Origin of the sequence: Gordonia sp. UBA5067 (assembly GCF_002414845.1) — a bacterium.
Lineage (GTDB): Bacteria > Actinomycetota > Actinomycetes > Mycobacteriales > Mycobacteriaceae > Gordonia > Gordonia defluvii.
In genome coordinates this window covers 1-19,630 of sequence record NZ_DIAX01000002.1, presented here as the reverse complement: position 1 = coordinate 19,630, position 19,630 = coordinate 1, and the positions used below count along the sequence as shown (strand labels likewise).

At 68.3% G+C, this 19,630-nt stretch carries 23 protein-coding genes; 9 read left to right on the top strand and 14 right to left on the bottom strand.

The window, feature by feature from the left end; all coding sequences use genetic code 11:
- A partial coding sequence (locus B4M62_RS00205; RefSeq protein WP_290703473.1) for an acyl-CoA dehydrogenase occupies positions 1-907 on the top strand: 907 nt, incomplete at its 5' end.
- A 25-nt stretch (positions 908-932) separates the two neighbouring features.
- Positions 933-1,643, top strand: coding sequence for a hypothetical protein (locus tag B4M62_RS00200; protein ID WP_290703472.1), 711 nt, complete (start codon positions 933-935; stop codon positions 1,641-1,643).
- A gap of 9 nt (positions 1,644-1,652) precedes the next feature.
- On the opposite strand, the gene B4M62_RS00195 is transcribed toward B4M62_RS00200, so the two are convergent.
- The gene (locus B4M62_RS00195) at positions 1,653-2,906 is read right to left on the bottom strand and encodes a hypothetical protein (RefSeq protein WP_290703470.1); all 1,254 of its coding nucleotides are present in this window, start codon (positions 2,904-2,906) and stop codon (positions 1,653-1,655) included.
- Positions 2,907-2,988: 82 nt separating this feature from the next.
- Here B4M62_RS00195 and B4M62_RS00190 point away from each other — a divergent pair, with 82 nt between their 5' ends.
- The 4 genes from B4M62_RS00190 to B4M62_RS00175 all read left to right on the top strand — a co-directional run bounded on the left by B4M62_RS00190 (position 2,989) and on the right by B4M62_RS00175 (position 6,013).
- Positions 2,989-3,750, top strand: coding sequence for an SDR family NAD(P)-dependent oxidoreductase (locus tag B4M62_RS00190; protein ID WP_290703468.1), 762 nt, complete (start codon positions 2,989-2,991; stop codon positions 3,748-3,750).
- Positions 3,751-3,915: 165 nt separating this feature from the next.
- Complete coding sequence (locus B4M62_RS00185) at positions 3,916-4,104, top strand: hypothetical protein (protein WP_290703466.1); 189 nt, start codon at positions 3,916-3,918, stop codon at positions 4,102-4,104.
- 157 nt (positions 4,105-4,261) lie between these two features.
- Positions 4,262-4,459 carry a hypothetical protein gene (locus B4M62_RS00180; RefSeq protein WP_290703464.1) on the top strand — a complete coding sequence of 66 codons (198 nt, stop codon included), beginning with the start codon at positions 4,262-4,264 and terminating at the stop codon, positions 4,457-4,459.
- A 12-nt stretch (positions 4,460-4,471) separates the two neighbouring features.
- Entirely contained in the window at positions 4,472-6,013 is a 1,542-nt protein-coding gene (locus B4M62_RS00175) for a phospholipase C (protein WP_290703462.1), read from the top strand.
- On the opposite strand, the gene B4M62_RS00170 is transcribed toward B4M62_RS00175, so the two are convergent.
- The 13 genes from B4M62_RS00170 to B4M62_RS00110 all read right to left on the bottom strand — a co-directional run bounded on the left by B4M62_RS00170 (position 6,010) and on the right by B4M62_RS00110 (position 16,744).
- Positions 6,010-6,672: an MspA family porin gene (locus tag B4M62_RS00170; protein ID WP_290703460.1), complete on the bottom strand. Its 663-nt coding sequence runs from the start codon at positions 6,670-6,672 to the stop codon at positions 6,010-6,012. The two genes, B4M62_RS00175 and B4M62_RS00170, sit on opposite strands and share 4 nt — an antisense overlap.
- 11 nt (positions 6,673-6,683) lie before the next feature.
- The gene (locus tag B4M62_RS00165; RefSeq protein WP_290703458.1) at positions 6,684-7,355 is read right to left on the bottom strand and encodes an MspA family porin; all 672 of its coding nucleotides are present in this window, start codon (positions 7,353-7,355) and stop codon (positions 6,684-6,686) included.
- A gap of 28 nt (positions 7,356-7,383) precedes the next feature.
- Entirely contained in the window at positions 7,384-8,115 is a 732-nt protein-coding gene (locus B4M62_RS00160; RefSeq protein WP_290703456.1) for an MspA family porin, read from the bottom strand.
- A 218-nt stretch (positions 8,116-8,333) separates the two neighbouring features.
- The gene (locus B4M62_RS00155; RefSeq protein WP_349678327.1) at positions 8,334-9,026 is read right to left on the bottom strand and encodes a TetR/AcrR family transcriptional regulator; all 693 of its coding nucleotides are present in this window, start codon (positions 9,024-9,026) and stop codon (positions 8,334-8,336) included.
- Positions 9,027-9,166: 140 nt separating this feature from the next.
- A complete protein-coding gene (locus tag B4M62_RS00150; protein ID WP_290703454.1) occupies positions 9,167-9,403 on the bottom strand; it encodes a ferredoxin in 237 nt (78 codons plus the stop codon).
- Complete coding sequence (locus B4M62_RS00145) at positions 9,403-10,446, bottom strand: NADH-ubiquinone oxidoreductase-F iron-sulfur binding region domain-containing protein (protein WP_290703452.1); 1,044 nt, start codon at positions 10,444-10,446, stop codon at positions 9,403-9,405. Before B4M62_RS00145 ends, B4M62_RS00150 begins: the two co-directional genes overlap by 1 nt.
- Positions 10,443-11,009, bottom strand: coding sequence for a ferric reductase-like transmembrane domain-containing protein (locus B4M62_RS00140; protein ID WP_290703450.1), 567 nt, complete (start codon positions 11,007-11,009; stop codon positions 10,443-10,445). The genes B4M62_RS00145 and B4M62_RS00140 overlap by 4 nt, the downstream gene beginning before the upstream one ends.
- The gene (locus tag B4M62_RS00135; RefSeq protein ID WP_290703448.1) at positions 11,006-12,019 is read right to left on the bottom strand and encodes an FAD:protein FMN transferase; all 1,014 of its coding nucleotides are present in this window, start codon (positions 12,017-12,019) and stop codon (positions 11,006-11,008) included. Before B4M62_RS00135 ends, B4M62_RS00140 begins: the two co-directional genes overlap by 4 nt.
- Entirely contained in the window at positions 12,016-12,285 is a 270-nt protein-coding gene (locus B4M62_RS00130; RefSeq protein WP_290703446.1) for a hypothetical protein, read from the bottom strand. Before B4M62_RS00130 ends, B4M62_RS00135 begins: the two co-directional genes overlap by 4 nt.
- 20 nt (positions 12,286-12,305) lie before the next feature.
- Positions 12,306-13,535: an oxygenase MpaB family protein gene (locus B4M62_RS00125; RefSeq protein WP_290703444.1), complete on the bottom strand. Its 1,230-nt coding sequence runs from the start codon at positions 13,533-13,535 to the stop codon at positions 12,306-12,308.
- A gap of 123 nt (positions 13,536-13,658) precedes the next feature.
- The gene (locus tag B4M62_RS00120) at positions 13,659-14,570 is read right to left on the bottom strand and encodes a hypothetical protein (RefSeq protein ID WP_290703442.1); all 912 of its coding nucleotides are present in this window, start codon (positions 14,568-14,570) and stop codon (positions 13,659-13,661) included.
- 5 nt (positions 14,571-14,575) lie between these two features.
- Positions 14,576-15,994 (bottom strand): serine/threonine-protein kinase, encoded by a 1,419-nt coding sequence (locus B4M62_RS00115; RefSeq protein WP_290703437.1) that lies wholly within the window; start codon positions 15,992-15,994, stop codon positions 14,576-14,578.
- Positions 15,995-16,030: 36 nt separating this feature from the next.
- Positions 16,031-16,744, bottom strand: a complete 714-nt coding sequence (locus tag B4M62_RS00110; protein WP_290703435.1) for a TetR family transcriptional regulator — start codon at positions 16,742-16,744, stop codon at positions 16,031-16,033.
- A 137-nt stretch (positions 16,745-16,881) separates the two neighbouring features.
- Between B4M62_RS00110 and B4M62_RS00105 the strand changes: the two genes are divergently transcribed.
- The 3 genes from B4M62_RS00105 to B4M62_RS00095 are packed head-to-tail and all read left to right on the top strand — an operon-like array spanning position 16,882 to position 19,580.
- A complete protein-coding gene (locus tag B4M62_RS00105; protein ID WP_290703433.1) occupies positions 16,882-17,985 on the top strand; it encodes a ferredoxin reductase in 1,104 nt (367 codons plus the stop codon).
- 4 nt (positions 17,986-17,989) lie between these two features.
- Positions 17,990-19,186, top strand: a complete 1,197-nt coding sequence (locus B4M62_RS00100; protein ID WP_290703431.1) for a fatty acid desaturase family protein — start codon at positions 17,990-17,992, stop codon at positions 19,184-19,186.
- 28 nt (positions 19,187-19,214) lie between these two features.
- Positions 19,215-19,580, top strand: coding sequence for a hypothetical protein (locus tag B4M62_RS00095; protein WP_290703429.1), 366 nt, complete (start codon positions 19,215-19,217; stop codon positions 19,578-19,580).
- Positions 19,581-19,630: the final 50 nt, after the last annotated feature.

The window sequence follows — 19,630 nt, the reverse complement described above, 5'->3', positions numbered from 1 at the left end:
GTTCCACATGATGAACGAGGCCCGGATCGGCGTCGGCTTCCTCGCGACGGCCATCGGATACGCCGGCTACCTCGCCTCGGTCGACTACGCGAAGGTACGAACCCAGGGGCGACCGGTCGCCGGCCGGGACCCGGCGGCCGGGCCCGTGCCGATCATCGAACACGCCGACGTGAAACGCATGCTGCTGGCGCAGAAGTCGTATGTCCAGGGCGCTCTGGCGCTGGGCCTCTACTGCTCGCGGCTCGTCGACATCGAAGCAACGTCCGACGGCGACGAGCGTGCCCGCACCCACCTGCTGTTGGAGGTGCTCACCCCGATCGCCAAAGCCTGGCCCTCCCAATGGTGCCTCGAAGCCAACAGTCTGGCGATCCAGGTACACGGCGGATATGGCTACACCACCGAGTTCGACGTGGAGCAGTGCTACCGCGACAACCGTCTCAACCCGATCCACGAGGGCACCAACGGAATCCAGGGCCTGGACCTGCTGGGCCGCAAGGTCGTCATGGCCGACGGAGCCGGGTTGGCCCTGCTCATCGAGACCATCACCGCCACGATCGAGGCGACGCCGGCCGGGGGTGCGCCCGCCGAATTCGCCGCAGCGCTCCGCATTGCCATCACCGATCTGGCGGCCACCACCGCCGCATTGTGGGCTGACGGGAATCCTGCTGTCGCACTGACGAACTCATCGGTCTATCTCCAGGCCGCCGGGCACATCGTCATCGCGTGGATGTGGCTGGAGCAGCTGATCGCCGTCGGTGACTCCGCCGGCGCCTTCTATGACGGGAAGCGGGCGGCGGCCCGCTACTTCTTCCGGTTCGAACTGCCCAGCACCCGGCCGCAGCTGGCCCTGCTGGCGTCGCTGGACCAGACCACCGCACAGACCGACCCGGCCTGGTTCACCAGCTGATCGGGCGCCGGGTACAACTGATCCCATGAACAAGCAGGTGGCGCAATTCTGCATCGCCGTGGATCTGGCCCTGTTGGTCGGCCTGGTGATCTGGCGGCCCTGGGGTGCGCTGGGCATGCTTGTCGCCGCGACGGTGCTGTTCACCGCGGCCATCGGCGGGCTACTCCTGCCCAGCACGACCCCGTCCGATACTGGTACCGGCCCCGGCTTCGCCCTGCGTCGGGTTCCTGACCCCAAGCCCGAACCTGTCCGCCGCGAATGGGATCGGGCTGTCGAGCACCACCGGGACGTGCTCAGCGCCTACGGCGCCTACGAACTCGACCCCGCCATGCTGCTGCAGTACCCGGCTATGTGGGATTTGAGCGCCGCAGCCGTCGTGGCCTTCCACGACGCCCTCGAAGTTGCGGGCGGCCTTCAGACCGAGGGGTATCCGGGTCCCGATTCCGCGCGCGAATACATCGACGCGGTGACGACGCTGCGGACCAACTGGGCCAAGGCCGACCGGTACGCGCGGTCCACCGGAACATCGACGTTGCCCGACGCCGATGCGCAGTCGTGTGACCGCGCGCTGAAGCTCCTGCGCCACGCCGAAGGCACCGAGGGACCGGAGCGCGCCGCCTACCTGCAGCAGGTGATCTCCGCCGTCGACACGCTCGGCAACCGCGGAGTGATCCACCCGCCCACGCAGATTCAGGCCACGCTCGCCGGTCAGGTACGCAAGGCCATCGAGCGGTAGTGGCGCCGCCTACCAGCGGCCATCGCGCAACCACCGTCCCTCGAGGGTGTAGACGCCGGCCGCTCGCTGCGACGGCGGCCCCACCTGCATGCGGATGACGGCGCCGTCGTCACCGGCCCCCGGCGCACGGCCCACCGCGAGTCCGATGAGGTCGGCATCGTAGGCCGGCGCCTTTGCCCGCGCCATCAGGTCGGTTCGCACCGCGAGCAGCGTATCGGTGCTCAGCGCGCTCAGTGCGAAGCCCGCACTGCTCCGCCGGCCGGCGCCGGCCCGGCGCACAAGCGGGAAGGCGCCCGGCACGACGACGATCTCGTCGACCGGTCCGGCAACGAAGTCGATCGCGAAGCCGCCGGAGTTCTGGACCGCCGACGCCGAGATGGTGGACGCCGCATCGTCGAAAGCGCGGTAGTCGAAGCCGCCGACGTTGAGCGCGTTCGGATCGAGGCCCGCGTCGACCAATACGGTGTGGGCGAGCGGGAGCATGGTGTCCAGCGACGCGGCGGCCGCGGTGCCGGCCACCCGGCCGTGCTGGTCGACTTCGATCTCCTCGCCGGAGATAGAGAACTCCGCGATGAGTTTGCCGTCCTGGTAGCGGCGTTTGACGGTAATCCCGTCGGAGGCGTGTGGCGACTTGTCGAGCATCTTCAGCTTCGCGGCGACGGCGAACACGTTCGCGCGGGCCTTGTCGAGGTTCGCATCGGCGATCTCCGCGCGGGAAAAGGTGGTGCGGTCGGTGGCGCGCCGCCGGGTGGGGCGGTTCCACGCGCCGTTGAACGAGCGCGCGGCGGTGATCGCCTCGCCGGTACGCGTGTCGAGGACCGCGACGCTGAGCCAGTCCGGGCGCGCATTGATGTTGAGCACCGTTGCCGACCCGTTCACAACGAGTCGGTCGGCCCGGTCGAGTGCGTCGTGCACCTGGGCGTTCGGGTTGGCCGAAATCTGTTGGCGCCCAGACCCTGTCTGCGCGTCGGGGGTGAAGCCGGGATCACCGACGCCGGGCGCGACGGGTGTGCGCTGCGCGCCGGCAATGACCACCGAGGGAATCCCGACCATTAGCGCCGTCACCGGCACCACGATCAGCGTCGCAACCGCCTGCCGCGGGTGCGCCGCGCGCAACGACATCACGCAGGCGAACACGATCAGCACAGCGGCGACGACGGCGACGACGCGAACAGTCGCGTTCGACGCCACCGCGACCGCGCTGAGGCCGATCGCACCCGCTGTACCGGCGATGACGACGCGAAGGATCGGAGCACTCCCCATGGACTGACCTTAGCCACCGAGCGGACGCTCGGTGTCGCGTAGATTGGGTTCGGTACACCTTCCCTCCTGAAAGGCGGCGCCGATGGCCATCACCGATTTGTTCTCCGTGCACGACAAGGTGGTGGTCGTCACCGGCGCGTCGTCGGGCCTGGGGGTGGCCTTCGCCACGGGGTTCGCCGAGGCTGGAGCCGATGTGGTGCTCGCCGCTCGCCGAGTCGACCGCCTCGCCGACACCGCGCAGGCGATCGCGCCGACTGGGCGCGCGAGTCTCACCGTCGCCTGCGACGTCGCCGACCCGGACGCCTGCCAGCACGTCGTCGACGAGGCGATGCAGCGGTTCGGCCGAGTCGACGTCCTGGTCAACAACGCGGGGGTGGGCACCGCGGTGCCGGCGACCCGCGAGACCCCCGAGCAGTTTCGCTCGGTCGTCGACGTCAACCTGAATGGCTCCTTCTGGATGGCGCAGGCGTGTGCGCGGGTGATGGAGCCGGGCAGCTCGATCATCAACATCGCCTCCATCCTCGGCATCACGACGGCTGGGCTGCCGCAGGCGGCCTACTCGGCGAGTAAAGCGGGCGTGATCGGTCTGACCCGTGATCTCGCCCAGCAGTGGACCGGCCGCAAGGGCATTCGGGTCAATGCGATTGCGCCCGGCTTCTTCGCCTCGGAGATGACCGATGAGTATCCGCCGGAATACCTGGCCACCCAAGCCCTGCGGATGTTGTCGGGCCGCATCGGGGATCCGGCCGAATTGGCTGCGACCGCAATCTGGCTGGCGTCCGCCGCGTCGGGCTATGTGACCGGTCAAACCATCCCCGTCGACGGCGGTTTGACCATCACCTGACTCCGATTCGGCGGTTTTCCTGGGATGCCCGATTCCTCTCACCCGCGGCGGGTGGCGTACGGGCGGGGCTCGCGCGGGAAATCGCCGGACCGGTCTCGTCGGGGCTACCCTGAGTCGCGATCATTATCCGGTGATCGAATCAATCAATCTCACAAGGAGATTCCTATGAAGCGACGTCTCTCGCTGACCTTGGTCACGGTCGCCGCCGGCCTGAGCCTCGGGTCCCTCGCCATCGCCCCCGCTGCGGCGGCGACTCCGGACGCCGGGACCAGCGCCATTACCACCTCCGGTTGGCGCGTGTGCATTTACGGCCCCCCGATCGGCTCGATGTCGTTCAACTTCTGCTTCCCGTGATCGAGTGGGCTCTCGCCGACCCGGCCAACTGTTGATCGGGTCGGCGAGAGCTGTCTGGCACCCGATCCCATCGGCGCGGCAGCACGTCGTGAAAGGCACCTACGGGCGTCGGGTGCAACGCAGACAACGCTTGACTCCCAGCGTAGAATCAATACCCATGAAGACCCGAATTCGCACGGCAGTAGTGGCGGTGGCCATCGGTGCGCTGGCGTGGACCGCGCCCTCGGCGCAGGCAGCCCCCAGTGAACCGGTCCGCCACGACGCCGCTGGCTCGCTGTGGATTTGCGTCGGCCCACCGCTCGTGTTCCCGATCCCGGGCACCCCGGGCAATGTCACCATCGCCCTCTGCTTCTAACAGCGGCTCTCCGTGTCAGCTGGCCCCTTTGCGGGGATTACTCGTCGTGAACTCTTTGCCGCCGCCGCTGCGGTCGGCGGTGCCGCGGCATTGACGTCGCTGGCCGGACCCGTCATCGAGAAGGCGTACGCCGCCGATCCCGTCGGCACCGGCTCACTGTCTGATATCGACCACTTCGTATTCTTCATGCAGGAGAACCGTTCCTTCGACCACTACTTCGGCACGATGTCCGGGGTGCGCGGATTCGCCGAGCCGTCACCGTCCTGGAAGCAGTACGGGTGGGCCCCGGGCGTCGGGCCGACGCGACGCGGGTACACGATGCCGTTCCGCCTCGACACGACGCGCGGCCCGACACTCGACGGCGAGTGCATCAACGATCCCGACCATTCGTGGGCCGGCATGCACCAGGCCTGGAACGGTGGCCGCAACGACGGTTGGCTGCCGATGTCGATCGCGTCGGTCGGGGCCGCCAATGCGCCCGCGCTGATGGGCTACTACGAGCACGAGGACATCCCGATCCACCGCGCCCTCGCCGACGCGTTCACCGTGTGCGACAACTACCACTGTTCGGTGCTCGGGCCCACCAGCCCCAACCGGCTGTATTGGATCAGCGCGCACCTCGACCCCGCCGGCGTGCGCGGTGGCCCGGTGCTGCATACGCCAACCGTTCTGCCCAAACACGTCTATCGCTGGCGGACCATGCCGGAGAACCTCTCGGACGCCGGGGTTTCCTGGAAGGTCTACAACAATCGGGATCAGGGTCCGATCTCCACCGCGCTGCTCGACGGGATGATCGGCTGCTTCGCCCAGTCGCGCGATTCCGATTCCGAACTCGCCCGACGCGGAATCGCCCCGACCTACCCCAACGACTTGGCAGCCGACGTCCGGTCCGGCCGGCTGCCGAAGGTGTCGTGGGTGGTGCCGCCACTCCTGCAGTGCGAGCACCCGGCACTGCCCGCCGCATTCGGTGCTGCGGGACTCATCGATCTGCTGCGCATCCTGACATCGAACCGGGCGGTGTGGGAACGCACCGCGCTCATCGTCAGCTACGACGAGAACGGCGGCTTCTTCGACCATGTCGTGCCACCGACCGCGCCAGCCGGCACTCCGGGCGAATACGTCAGTGTACCGAATTTGTCAAAGGTGAAGTCCGCCAAGGGGATTCGCGGCCCAATCGGCCTGGGTCATCGAGTCCCGGCGCTGGTGATCTCACCCTACAGCCGAGGCGGTCTGGTCGCGTCGGAGATATTCGACCACACTTCGCAACTGCAACTCATCGAACGGCGCTTCGGCGTCGAAGTCCCGAACCTGACGTCGTGGCGCCGAGCGACCACCGGCGACCTGGTGTCGGCTTTCGATTTCGCAAATCGGCCCCGAGCCGGGCGGGTCCACCTGCCCGACCCGCGCCCCCGGATCGACGCGGCCATCGCCCAGTGCGGCCCCAACATCGCACTGGGCACCGCCACCATGGGCGCGCCGTTCCCCGTGCCCCCCAACCGGATGCCGCAGCAGCAGCCCGGATCCCGGCGCGCGCCGCGATCGACAGGTACCTAGCCGATCGAGAACGGCCGCCCGAAGAAGTCCAGGATCTGCGTCGCGAACTCGGTCTCGACGCTCAGACGCAGCCACGACCGCGCCTGCGCGTAACCGGCGCACCCGGTGAGCCCCAGTTGTGCGTTCACGTACCGGTACCTGGCGTGATCGGTGTTCTTGAGCCGGTAATACGGCTCGTGTCGCTCGGAGCTGAAGTCGTCCTTGCGCTCGGCGTCGGTCAGGTTGAAGAAGGCCGCCTGCCCCGGACCGAGGTGAACCGCCTCCCCCGCCCCCAGTGCCTCGATACCGCCGCCGATAGCGTCCGCATCGCCTTCATCGCCGCTGCTGTCCGCCCCGGCGAAGTTCACCTGGCAGCCGACGATGTAACCGGGCCGCACCTTCATCTGTTTCACCTTGCGCGACGCGGTGATCTGGTAACGCCCCGAGACCCACACGTTGCGGTGCAGCGGGGTGCCGCCCAGCGACGGGTTGATCAGGGCCCGTTCCGCGGTGCGCTTGAGGGTCAGCACCGTGCCGTCCCCCATGCGCAGCGTTTTTGCCTCGCCGGGCAGCGCCACGGGGATGTCGGCAGCGGCGCGCGCCGGGACGATTCCGGTCGCGCCGGCCATCGCGGCCACCACCACGGCCGCGGCCGCGGTCACGCGCAGCGGGTTGCTCATTCTCATCACGGTCAGCCGATCGAGAACGGCCGGCCGTAGAAGTTCACCGTTTGCATGGCGAAATCCGTCTCCACCATCACGCGCACCGTCGAGCGCGCCTGCGCGTATCCGGCGCAGCCGGTCAGCCCGAGCTGAGCGTTGACGTAGCTGAACCGCGCAACACGCGTGTTGGTGAACGTGGGGTACGGATCGTGCTTCTCTGCCCCGAAGTCATCGGCGTACTCGGTGTCGTTGATGTTGAACTGCGCCGCCTGGCCGGGGCCGAGGTGCACCGACTCCCCGGCGCCGAGCGAATCGATACCACCGCCGAAGGCATCCGCGTCGCCCTCGTCGCCACTGCTGTCGGCCCCAGAGAAGTTCACCTGACAGCCGACGATGTAGCCCGGCTGCACTTCGATCTTCACCACGTCGCGCGAGACGCGGACCGTGTACTTGCCCGACACCCAGGCGGCGCGGTGTGCCGGGGTGCCGCCCATCGATCCGACGACCCGCGCACGCTCCCGGTTGCGGTTCAGGGTGATCACCGTCCCGTCACCCATCCGGTAACTGCTGGCCTGGGCCGGCAGCGCCACCTGCTTCTCGGCCCGCGCCGGGGCCGGCACACTCAGCACTGCTGCCAGGGTGGCCACCGCCGTCCCGGTCGCGGCCAGGAGCACCGCACTGCGTGTCACACGCTTGTTCATCATCATCCTCAGTCGTCGTCGGTGCCGGTCAGCCGATGGTGAACGGCTTGCCCCACAGCTGGATCTTCTGGTGGTTGTTGCCAGTGGTCTCGACGACCGCCAGCGACCGGGCCTGGGCGTAGCCGCCGCAGCCCTGGATGTCCATCTGGGCATTGCGCCAGTTGAAGTAGTAGGTGCCCGGCTTGGTCATCTGCTTGCGGTCGACGAGGGCGTACTTAACCTCTCCCGGCGAGAGCGGCAGATTCAGGTTCCCACCGACGCCCAGCAGCGGGATGCCGCCTGTCTCGCCCGTAAAGTCGAACAGTCCACCCAGTCCGAGCCGCAGGCCGGCATCCAGCTGTCCGATGCTCACCTGGCAGCCGACGACGTAAACGACCGTCGTCGTACCCCCGGCCCCGGTGGTGGAAGTACCGTTCGAGCCCGGCATCGCGTCCTCGCCCCGCGGGCCGTTGTTCGGCCCGGCATCGCTGGTGTCGATCCCGGGTGCGACGACCCGGACGTTGCCCGACACCCAGGCGCTGCGACCCATGCTGTTGGCCGCCATCGACGGGCCGACGCGGACCGATTCCTTGCTGCGATAGATGGTCAGCCCCTCCCCGACGGCCTTGCCGCCGGGCAGCCGCTGAAATGAGTCGGCATGCGCGGTCGGCACTGCGGTGAGGAAGGCAGCGGCGGCGGCAATACCCACCAGCGCCAGACGCCATGGGGTACGCAGGTGGGCAGTCACGATCATGTTCTCCTCAAGACGCGGTTCGGTCACGATTCCGGCATCCCGTGCCGGATCCTCCGAAATGGGATTCTATGCAGGCCTGAGAGAAAACTAAAAGCCCATGCAGAAGCCTGCATACGCAAACTTCCTCAGTCGTATTACACCGTCGTTAACTCACGCCACATCGTCGGCGGCGAACTGGCGAAATCGGGCATCGGCCCCGATCGGAAGAATTTACACGGCGCCACGCCGCGCAGCCGGCCATCGCGCTAGCCCAGCATCGGCACGAGGAACCGGCGGGCCAGGTCGGCGAGTTGGGCCTCATCGTCGAGGTCGACTATGCCGCTCGGCGTCGTCAGGAACGACGCCGAAACCCGCACCATCATCTCGGCGACGAGGTCGACGTCCACGTCGGCACCGACATGGCCCGCCACCTGTTCGCGGCGGAGTTGATCGGCGACGAACTGCCGCACCACCGTCACCAGCCGACCGTCGTCGCCCACCATGGCACGGGCCAGCGAATCCGGCTCGGCGGCCAGCAGGCCACCGATGATCGGATTGCGGCGGATCGCGCGCAAGGAGCTGGTGAACCCCACCACGACCCGGTCCTGCACCGTCGCGACGCCGCGGATATCGAGCAGGAACTGCTGGAAGTAATCACGGTATTCGCGCAGCGTCACCTGCTCGACCAACACATCCTTCGTGGGGAAGCGGCGGTAAACGGTGATCCGGGCCACCCCGGCTCGACGGGCAACGTCCTCCATCGTGGAATGACGCACGCCGATGGCACTGAACTGTTGCCGCGCGGCGTCGAGGATCCGGGTCGCGATGTCGTCTGGGGCCGCTGAATCGGCTGCGTCGGCGAGCACCCGTCCCAGCATCGCGGCAGCTCTCGGATCCTGCTCGACCACGCGCAACCCGCCCTCCGTGACCTGGCCCGACCTGGCCCGGGAGTTTAGCACGACCAAAACTCAGCTCCCGTATCCGCCGAAGCCGCTCGATCCCCCGTCCAACCAGTAGAGGAGGTTCTGCATGTAGTTGAAGAAGCCCATTGTCAGTCCTGCTTTCCGTTGCCGATTGTGTCGTCACGCATTTCCCGCCACTACTTTCCCGCCCACCGCTTTCCCGCCCACCGCTTTCCCGCCCCCCGCTTTCCCGCCCACTGGAGGGCACCCACCGGGCACAAGGAGATCGCCACCGATACCGCTGCGCGCCCGGGGATGGTGTCGGTGTCGACGACGATCGGGTAACCCCACTCATCACGGGTCAGGGCGCCGTCGAGGAGATACACGCACACCCCTTTACCGGTGCAGGTAGTCCGATCCACGACCAGCGTCATCATTTCCCCACTTCCACCGGGCGTAAAGCACGGAGCGCCGAGTCGACAAATCCGGCAACTCCGTCGGGGTAGTGGCACGCTCCCCGCCCGGCCAGTTGCCGCACGCGGTGCTTCACCTGGTCGGATCGTTGCGGCGTCGGCGAGCGGCGCAGCGCGGCGACCGCATCGCGTAGCCCCGGCACGCCGAACATGCACGGCCCACATTGGCCGGCCGACTCGCCCGCCGCGTAGTCCAGGGCTGCTTCGACCTCGCGCCACGGGTCGGCCCGAGCATCGATGACATCTACGACGCCGCTACCCGGCGCAATCCCGAACGGCGCCAAGCCGGCCCGCGACCAGCGGACCCCGGCTTCCTGGTGGGCGGGAAGGAATCCACCACCCAATCCACCGAACCACCGCGCGGCCACCTCGACGACCGGGCCGCCGCCCACCGACAAGAGCTCCTCGAGGGTGAGCCCCGCCTCCGCGTCGTAGACTCCGGGCCGAGCCACCCCGTTGACGAGCGTGACCAGGCGCGGACCGGGTTCGGCCGCCGTGCCGAAGGACCGGAACCATCGGACCCCCCGGTCCATGATCTGGCTGAGCCGCCACACCGTCTCCGCGTTGAGGACCAGCGTCGGACGGAACCGTCGGCCGCGCCGATCGTGGGATCCGGTCACGACCGGGGCAGACCGCATGAACGGGCGGGCGAGGCCGCCGTGGGCCAGGCTCACCAGCGACGATTCCTCCGACGCCACGTAGCGGCGGGGAACGGCCAGGGTTGCGACTCCCTGCGCCCGCAGCTGCGCCAGTACCGCCGAGTCGCGGCTCGCGGCCACCTGGATCGAACCCCGGGTGACTGCCTGCGCACCGGCGAGCATCTCGGCGAGGTGATGGGTGATCACCCAGGCATCCTTGGCCGCGCCGAGCTCGCCGTCGCAGGCGTTGACGATCAGATCGGCACCGTGCTGCGCCGCCACGGCCACCTTTGCACCGGTACGGAAGTCGGCACCGCCGCGTCCGGTCAGCCCCGCGTCGTCGAGTAGCGTCGACAGGGTCGTCACGTCCACTCCCCGGCGGCAACCCGTGCCCGGCGCCGACGATCAGGGCTCGTGCTGCACACCCGCCAGACGGTGGACAGCCCCATGACCGCGCCGCACCCGAGGGTGATGACGAGGAAGACCGGCTTATCGGCCGACGCCATCGTCACCGCGTGGACGACCGCCGCTACCGCCACCACGTAGGCCAACCAGTGCATGGCATGCCACCCTCGGCGCGAGAGCCGCGGGCGCAGCCAGGAGGTGAGGGCGACCAGCCCGAGCGCATCGATGGCGACCGCACCCCACCCCACCCCGGCCGGCCGATACCCCCCGGTGAAGGGGACGATCACCGCTGACCACGCGAGGTCCACATAGGTGTCGATCACCGCGGCGCCGATATGAATCGTCAGCAGCCCCAGCACGCCCAAGGTGAGGTAGCGGTGCAGGCCGGCCACCCAGCCGGCCATCGCCGTCGGCAGCGGTCGATCCGCCGCGGTCACCGCACCCGCGACGACGACCACGGTGAGAAGAACCAGGCTGACCACGCCGCCGGCCCGCGAGACGAACCACAACCAGGGACTGCTCATCGGGGCCGCGCCTCTCGGGTCGGTCCCGCCTCCCACCCGGGAGTGGTGGTGATGCGGCCGCCCGACCCGATCAGGCAGGCCGCGACGCCGCGGTCCCGCAGCCACCGGGGTGCCGCGGCGCCGAGGATGACCGCGGCCGTCGAGGCAGCGTTGGCCTGGACTGCGTCGGGTGCCGCACAGCTGACCTGCGCCCACCAGGCGCGCGCAGGTGATCCACTGCGCGGATCGATGATGTGGTGGCGCGCGCTGCCCTGATGGATCCACGTGCGCACCTTCGTCGATGAGGTGGCGAAGGCCTGCCCCGTCGAACAGACGGTGTGGCGAACGGTGCCGGTCCAATCCCGCACCCCGATCGCCCAGCCGCCGGGCGGCGCCGCCCCCGCGACGGCGATATCACCACCGAGGTTGCACAGGTATCCGCCGGTCCCCGTCGCCGCCAACTCGGCGGCGATCGTGTCGGCGGCCCACGCCTTGGCGCTGGCCCCCAGGTCCAATGCGACACCCGCCGGTAGCACCAGAAGGCCACAGCCACTGTCGAAAACCAGTCCCGCCCGGCGTACTTCGCGTCGGCGCCGCCCGGGCACCGGGAAGTCGCGGGTCGCCAGCGCCCCAGCCTGCTCGCGCTCACCACGGGCCGTGACGACGGCCAAGTCAGCGTCGTATCCGCACGCCGCCAGTTCTGCGCCCAGCGATGCGCACACCAGGCCGTTACTGAGGCGTTCGGCACGCAATGCGGCCGTCAGGCAGGCACTCAGCGTCGTCCCGACCAGCACCCGCAACGATCTGCTCGGGTCGGTGCGGGCCAGCGCCGCGCTGCGCGCGTTGATCCGGGCGAGCTCGGAGTCCTCCCGAAAGCGGGAGACGGCCCCGTCGAGCGCACCCAACCGAATGCGCATCAGCGCCGCCGCGCGACCGAGCTCGCGCCGGTCGGTGCAGGTCACCGAGACGGTGGTACCGATGGCCGCGAAGGTCTCGGTGGCGCTAACCGCCTCAGCGCAGCCCGGGGTCACGACGCCTCGGTGGTCGAGTGTGGCGGCTTACCCGTGCCGCGCACCGGGGTCACTGGAAGCCAGTCAAGCGGGCCGAATTGTTCGGTCATCGACGCCCCTACCGGTTGGGGCCGCTCCTCGCCCTCGGCACTGAGCGCGGGGTGGCAAGCACCCAGGCCGACTGCGATGGCGGCGGTCGCGGCGCCGGCGGCCGCAACGATGAGTGCGGCCCCTCGGCGGATCATCCGAAGGTGCGGGAGCGGGCGCCGATGGGGGCTGCGGGTCATGACTCACCTTTGATCGTCGGTCAGAAGTGCCGGTTGTGCTGCGGTAGCTCGATGGAGATCGGCATGCGGAGTTCAGACATGTACCAAAGGACAAACTGCCGCAGAAACTCGTCGAACATCCAGTACGCGTTGTCCATTGGCGGCGCCACATTCAACACGCCCTGGCGCACCGCCAGGTAGGGCGCCCAGCTGACCTCGAGCAGCGGACTCCAGACCGGCTCGCGCGGGACTCTGATCCAGTTCGCGATCTTGTCACCGAGAATGAACCGGGTGAACGCCCCTAGAATCGGTTTGCTCAGCAAGGTCAGATCGAGCTCGTTGCCGAGTCTGAGGAGATCGTCGGCCAGCCGGATGCCCTCCCGGGTGGGGGCCAGCACGGGCTTCAACACCTGTGTGGACTGCACGTTCGCCTCCCGCCACGACGCCGGCAGGTACTCGTCCCTGATCCCGAGAAGGTGCCCGCACACCTGCCAGGTGTGCAGGTAGCCCTGTGATTCATGGCGACTCGCAGGGACCCCCCACTTGGTCAGGTTCGCCATGATCGTCGTCGGCAGGCTGTGCCAGGTGACCATCAGGTCGTCCTGACTGATGGGCACGTACTGCTTGGGCCAATGCGGCGACTGCGGTAGCAGGTGGCGGACCGCGGCGTGAATCATCCGGGTCTTGACACAGGTAACCGTCATCTGGCCGTCGGGCGCGTAGGCGTTGACCGTGCCGATGTCGTAACCGAGCTTCGCTGTCTTGGCAATGCGGTCTTTGAAGAACTGGCCGCCCTTCGAGTAGTACACCGCCCGCGCCTCGTTGGGGATGACGGTCGACATCATGCCACTGGCGAACGCATAGAGGACCGAGATGATGGTCCCCTGCTTCTTGGTGAACTCGAAGCCGCCGGCCAGTTTGTTGTGGTCGGTCCACGGGGGGAGTATCCGCGCGTACTCGATGAAGTCGCGCAACTCCGCCGGCAGCCCGCTGGGCACTTCTTGGCCATTGCGCACCCAGGTCCGCAGCTCCGCGTTGATCCGATTGACGTTGTGACGTTCGAGGACGTTGGCGATCACTGCATCGGCTTCGGGATCCCACACGGTCCGCGGGTCCGCCCCGGCGCCCTGCCCCGCCACCGACCCCTGGGGCGACCACGACCACGGCTCCGCGCGCGCCGACGCGTTGGTCATCGCGAGCGCTCCGAGACCCCCAAGCGCAACCCCGCCCGCTTTCAGCGCGTCCCGCCGATTGACGTCGCGTCCTGTCATGTCAAGCCCCCTCGATGCCCACTGAGATACAGAGATACGTGACACGTATTCTTGTATCTCAAATGGCAGCACAGATGCGACGTAGATCACAACCGAATCGAGAAATACCCGGCATCCGCCGTTTCAGCAGAAGCCGCGCGGCAGGCTCTCCGCGTTACGACTGAGCCAGGTGCCGACGCGATCGAGAGCGGCTGTGCCGCTCGCCATCGACGTGCCGTTGCCGAAGGTCACCATGGCAACCGCAGTCTGCGACCCGTCCCGGTGACCGATCAGCGCGATCTGACGCACCACGTAGCCACCCTCGGTGCCGGGACCCCACCCACCCTTGACGCCGGTGTGCGCCTTCATTCGCTCCGCACCCCACTGCTGGTTGCCGTTCACCCGCCCCATCAGCCGGCGCACCCGCTCACTGCCCGGCAGACACGCGAGCCCGGCGGTGAAACGGGTGGCGTTCTCCACGGACCATACGGTCTGGCCGAAGATCGTGTACGGCGACCGCGTGGGCACCGCGGGCACCGTCGAGCGGGCGTCACCACCCTCGCGGAGCACCCGCGTCACCGCTGCGGCCGCCTGTTCATCGGACCCTAACGAATCCCACAACGCCTGCGCCGCAGAATTATCCGAGGCCGCGATGGCAGCGACCGTCGCCGGCATCGGGCCGCCGTGTTTGCGCTCGGCGGCAATCGCGAGCGGCACCTTGATCGTCGACCACGCCACCTGTGGCGGGTTGACCTCGCCGATCACAATCGGGGTGGCGGCCACACCCACCGGCGCGATCGCCACTGCGACTTTCTGCGTCAACCCGAGCGGTTCGAGGGCCTGGTTCAACTGCAGTGCCGCCGCGCCGAGTTGGACCCGCGCAACAGCCATTGCCGGGCCCGGCGCCGGCCGCCTGGCCGACGGGACGGGCGTCGACGACGAGGACGGGCTTGACGACGATGCCGTCACCGTCTGCTCGCCCGTGCCGCATGCGGACACCGCCAATCCGGACACGGCCACAACGGCGAGGAATGCGGGCAGGGAACGACGGCTCATGGCACCTAGTAGATATGCACGACGGCGTCATTGCCGCCGCGACACACCACAATCCCGCGTTCGGGAAGGCAGCTCATCGCGTAACTCTGCCCGGTCACCGGACTGTAGGCCGTGACGGTGCGCGCCTGCCCCTTCGGGCCCGCAGCCAGGTAGGCGTCGCGCACGGCGGCGGCGAACTGGCACGACGTGACCGCGGTGCCGACGCCGACGGTCCGATCGCACTGCGTCGAATCCGGCGGCGGGTCGGCCACCGTTGGCACGGCCTCCGTTCGGGTAACCGTCACCGGTCCGGGCACCGACGTCTGCGAGGAGCCGCCACGCCCGCCGCTGACCAACATGACCAGCGCGATGATCGCCCCCGCCAGCACCACCAGCGCGAACACGCCCAGAATCCATGGGACCGCCGAATTCGCCGGCGGTCGCGGCGGCTGCGCCGGCTGGTACGGAGTGGGGCCGGTCTGATAGCCCGGCGCATTCGCATAAACCGGTCCGGTCGGATACATCGGCGCCGTCGGGTAGGCCGGACTCGTCGGCGGGGCCGGCGCGGGCGCCGAAACCGTCGTGACGGTCGTCGGACTCCACGACGAGCCGGTGTCGAGGGCCGCGCGCGCCGCCGCCGCAAAATCCCCGGCGGTGGCGTACCGCGCCGCCGGGTCGCGGGCCAAACCGCGGGCCAGCACATCATCCAAGCCGAGCGGCAGGCTCGGATCGATCGAGCTCGGCAGCGGCAGATCGTCGAGCAGCGCAGACTTGATGGCAGCCGCGTGGGTGGCCCCGGGGTGCGGTACACGCCCCGTCAGCGCCTCGTAGGTTGCCACCGCGAGTGCGTAAACATCGCTGGCGGCAGTGGCCTCCCGGCCGTCGAATATCTCCGGGGCGAGGTAGGCGATCGACCCGATCGCCGTGCCGAGCTGTGTGAGATGCGGTGCCGCGTCGTCGGCGGCGCGGGCAATGCCGAAGTCCACCAGATAGGCGAAGTCACCGGGAGTGAGGAGGATGTTCTCCGGCTTGACGTCGCGATGCACGAGCCCGGCGGCATGCGCCGAATCGAGGGCCTGCGCCACGTCCTCGGCAATCGATACGACGCGGGCGGGGGCCAGCTTGCCCGAGCCGCGGATCGCCGCACGCAAATCGGATCCCTCGACCACGCGCATGTCGAGGTAGAGGGTGCCGTCGATCTCACCGAAGTCGTGAATGGGAATGATGTGCGGGTCACCGAGCCGGGCCGCCGTCCTCGACTCGCGGCGGAACCGCTCGGCATATACCTCGTCGCCGGCGAGCGCGGTCGGCAACAGTTTGAGCGCGACTGTCCGGTCGTTCTTCGTGTCGACGGCGCGGTAGACCTCGCCCATGCCGCCGCGACCAAGCAACTCGCCGAGCTCGTACCGCCCGAACGTGGTGCCCGTCCGATCTCCGTCAGCCATGGCAGCAGCATACGGCGAGCACCCGGTGCGCACGGATCAGCCGGATCGCCCGGGATCCCATCGAGACATGCCGAGGAAGACCAGTACCAGTTGCCGTTTGGTGCGGTCGATCACCTCGGTTTCCACGATCGCGCCACGGTACTCGCCGTCGAGCAGGTCGGCGACGGCCGTCAGCATGACGGTGACGATCAAGTCGGCGACGAGTTCCAGGTCATCAGGCGTCCACGCGACGAGTTCGGGGATGCGGGCGAGGTCGATCGCGAGTTCCTTGGCGAACAGCCGCAGCTCGGTATCAATGGCCCGGCGGATCTCGGACACGCCGCCGTGCTGCTCACGGACCAGGAAGCGGAACTGCGCCTCGTTGTCGCGCACATGGTCGAGCAGGATCTCCAGCGAATTCGTCGCCGACGGCAGCGCGTTGCGGGCGGCCAGGTCGCGCCGGCCCTCGCGCAGCGTGCGCCGCAGCACGCGCATCGCATCCTCCACGAGGGTGACTCCCAAGTCCTCCATCGAACTGAAATGCCGGTAGAACGCCGTCGGCACGATTCCCGCCCCGCGCGCAACCTCGCGCAGGCTCAGACCGGAGAAGCTGCGGTCGGCGACCAGTTCCATCGTCGCGTCGAGCAGGGCCTGCCGAGTGCGACCCTTCTTCTCCGCTCGCGACTCCGGTTCCCGCGGCGCCCGCCGCGCTGACGAGCCGCGCGCACGCGTCGTTCGCGGCTGGTCGCGCTGATCGTCGGCCGGGGTCACAAGGGTTGAGTGTACGACGGTGACGACCGTCACCCCTGCACCCCTTGACGATCCGCCTACATGTGGCACACTTTTGGGTGTACATCCGTTCACTGGATTTCGGTGACCGCAATCAGCCCCCACAGGAGGCACATCCGATGAGCACCCGACTCGCCACCTTCATGGGGTCGGTCGTCCAGGCCGCCCTTACCCCGCACCCCGTCGACCGCTATCTCGAACTCGTCGACCCGATGCTCACCTGGCGCGACCTGCGCGCCGAAGTCATCCGCGTCCGGCGGGCCACCGACCGCACGGTCACCCTCACACTGCGCCCCACCCGCCAGTGGAAGGGTCACCAGGCTGGTCAATACGTCCAGGTCAGCACCGTCATAGACGGAGTCCGGCACAGTCGCTGCTTCTCGCCCGCCAACGCCGCCGGGGACCGGCGCGACGATCTTGAGCTGACGATCGCCGTCCACGACGACGGATTCGTCTCGCGCCACTTGCGCGAGCACGCGCACACCGGGATGGTGCTCGGCCTCACGCAGGCGGCGGGCGACTTCACCCTGCCCGCCGACCCCGGCAGCAACATCGTCTTCATCAGCGGCGGATCTGGGATTACACCCGTACTCTCAATGCTGCGCACACTTGTGGCGCGGAACCACCAGGGGGCGGTGACCTTCGTCCACTACGCCCGCACCGCCGACGACGTCGCCTACGGCGCGGAACTGGCCAATCTGGCCGCCCTGTACCCGAACCTGGACCTGCGTCTGCACTACACGCGCGCCGGCCAGACTGACCGCACCACCGGCGACCACACCGCCGGCGACCACTTCACCGGCGACCACCTCGCCGGTATCGCGACCGACGACGCGACGATCTTCCTCTGCGGCCCCGCGTCGCTGATGGACGCCGTCGGCGAATACTGCGCAGCTGCCGGCATCGCCGAACACCTGCACACCGAGGCCTTCACCCTGGCCGTCCCCGTCACCGACCCGAACGAGCCCATCACCGGACAGGTCAGCTTCACCGCCTCGGCGGTAAGCACCCCCAACGACGGTCGCACCCTCCTCGACCAGGCCGAGGGCGCCGGCCTCTCGCCGGAGAGCGGCTGCCGCATGGGCATCTGCTTTTCCTGCGTCACCGTCAAGAAGTCCGGCTGCACCCGCAACATCCTCACCGGTGAAATCGATTCCGAGGCCGACACCCACATCCAACTGTGCGTCAACACTCCTGTTGGCGACGTAGAAATCGAGGCTTAAGCGCATGGCAATCCAGCTCAGTGACAACTACCAGGCCAAGGCCGAGCGCCTAGCCGTGCTGCCCAGCACCGACCTTCCGCCCATCACCGAGGTCAATCTGACCCGCGAGCAGGTCGAGACGATCGGCCGCGAACTCGAGGAGTTGCGCGCCCGCATCATGGCCGACGTCGGCGAGTCCGACCGCGAGTACCTTTACAAGATCATCCGCACCCAGCGCGGGCTCGAAATCGGTGGCCGGGCCCTGATGTACCTCGGCTGGTTCCCGCCGGCATGGCTGGCCGCCGTCGGCCTGCTGGGGGCGTCGAAGATCCTCGACAACATGGAAATCGGCCACAACGTCATGCACGGCCAATATGACTGGATGCGCGAGGACACCTACAACTCCCGCGAATTCGAATGGGACACCGTCTGCCCGGCCGACCAGTGGAAGCACAGCCACAACTACAAGCACCACACGTTCACCAACATCATCGGCGAAGACCGCGACGTCGGCTACGGCATTCTTCGGATGGCCCGCGACCAAGAATGGAAGCCCCTCTACCTGGGCAACCTGGCCTTCGCCACGGGGCTGATGGTGCTGTTCGAATGGGGCGTGATGGCCCACGACCTGGAGGTCGACCGGATCGCCGCCGGCGAACGCAAGTGGTCCGACATCAAGAGTCTCGTCAAGGGCATGTGGCGCAAGGCCAGTAAGCAGGTCCTCAAGGACTACGTCATCTTCCCCGCGCTGACCGGTCCGCTGTTCATCCCGACGCTGCTGGGCAACGCCTCGGCCAACCTCATCCGCAACCTGTGGACGTTCTCCATCATCTTCTGCGGTCACTTCCCCACTGGCGCACAGACCTTCAGCAAGGAGGAATGTGCGAACGAGACGCGCGGGGAGTGGTACATCCGCCAGATGCTGGGCTCGGCCAACATCACCGGCAGCCCGTTGTTCCACATCATGAGCGGCAACCTGAGCCACCAGATCGAGCACCACCTGTTCCCCGATGTGCCGGCCAACCGGTACCCGGAGATGGCCGAAGAGGTGCGCGACATCTGCGAGCGCCACGGCCTGCCGTACAACACGGGCAACCTGCGCGGCCAACTCGGATCGACGTGGCGGAAGATCGCCAAGCTCAGCGTGCCGAACTCGTGGACCCGCGACGATGACGACCTGGTCGTCAACATCGAGCGCGCGTCAGCGGCCCAGGCCAGCTAACGCGGCGCGGCGGGTAGGCTGATCGGCTATGAGCGACGATACGCCGCAGCGCCGCGAAATCGACTTCGACAAGCTCGAGCGCAACAAGGACTTCGCACAGGAGGCCGTGCAGACGACGGCGACGCGCGTCGGGAGGATCGCCACGATCATCACCGGCGCCGTCGTCGACGTCGCACGCGAGGTCGGCGACCTCATCTCCGATGGGTTCGAGATGCGCGAGGCGGCCAAGCGGGCCAAGCACGATTCCGCCCGGCTCGACCGGCTGGCCCGTGAGCGCCTCGGCGAGTTCGACCCCGCCGACGAGTTGTCCGAGGCCGCCGGCGGCCCGGAGGAACTCATCCAGGGAGCCCACCTCGAGGCCATCGAGGCCCGTCGCGACGATGAGGAACAGTGAGCGCACCCGCGCTGCCCCTGGTCACACCGGTCTCGGCGACGGTACCGAGG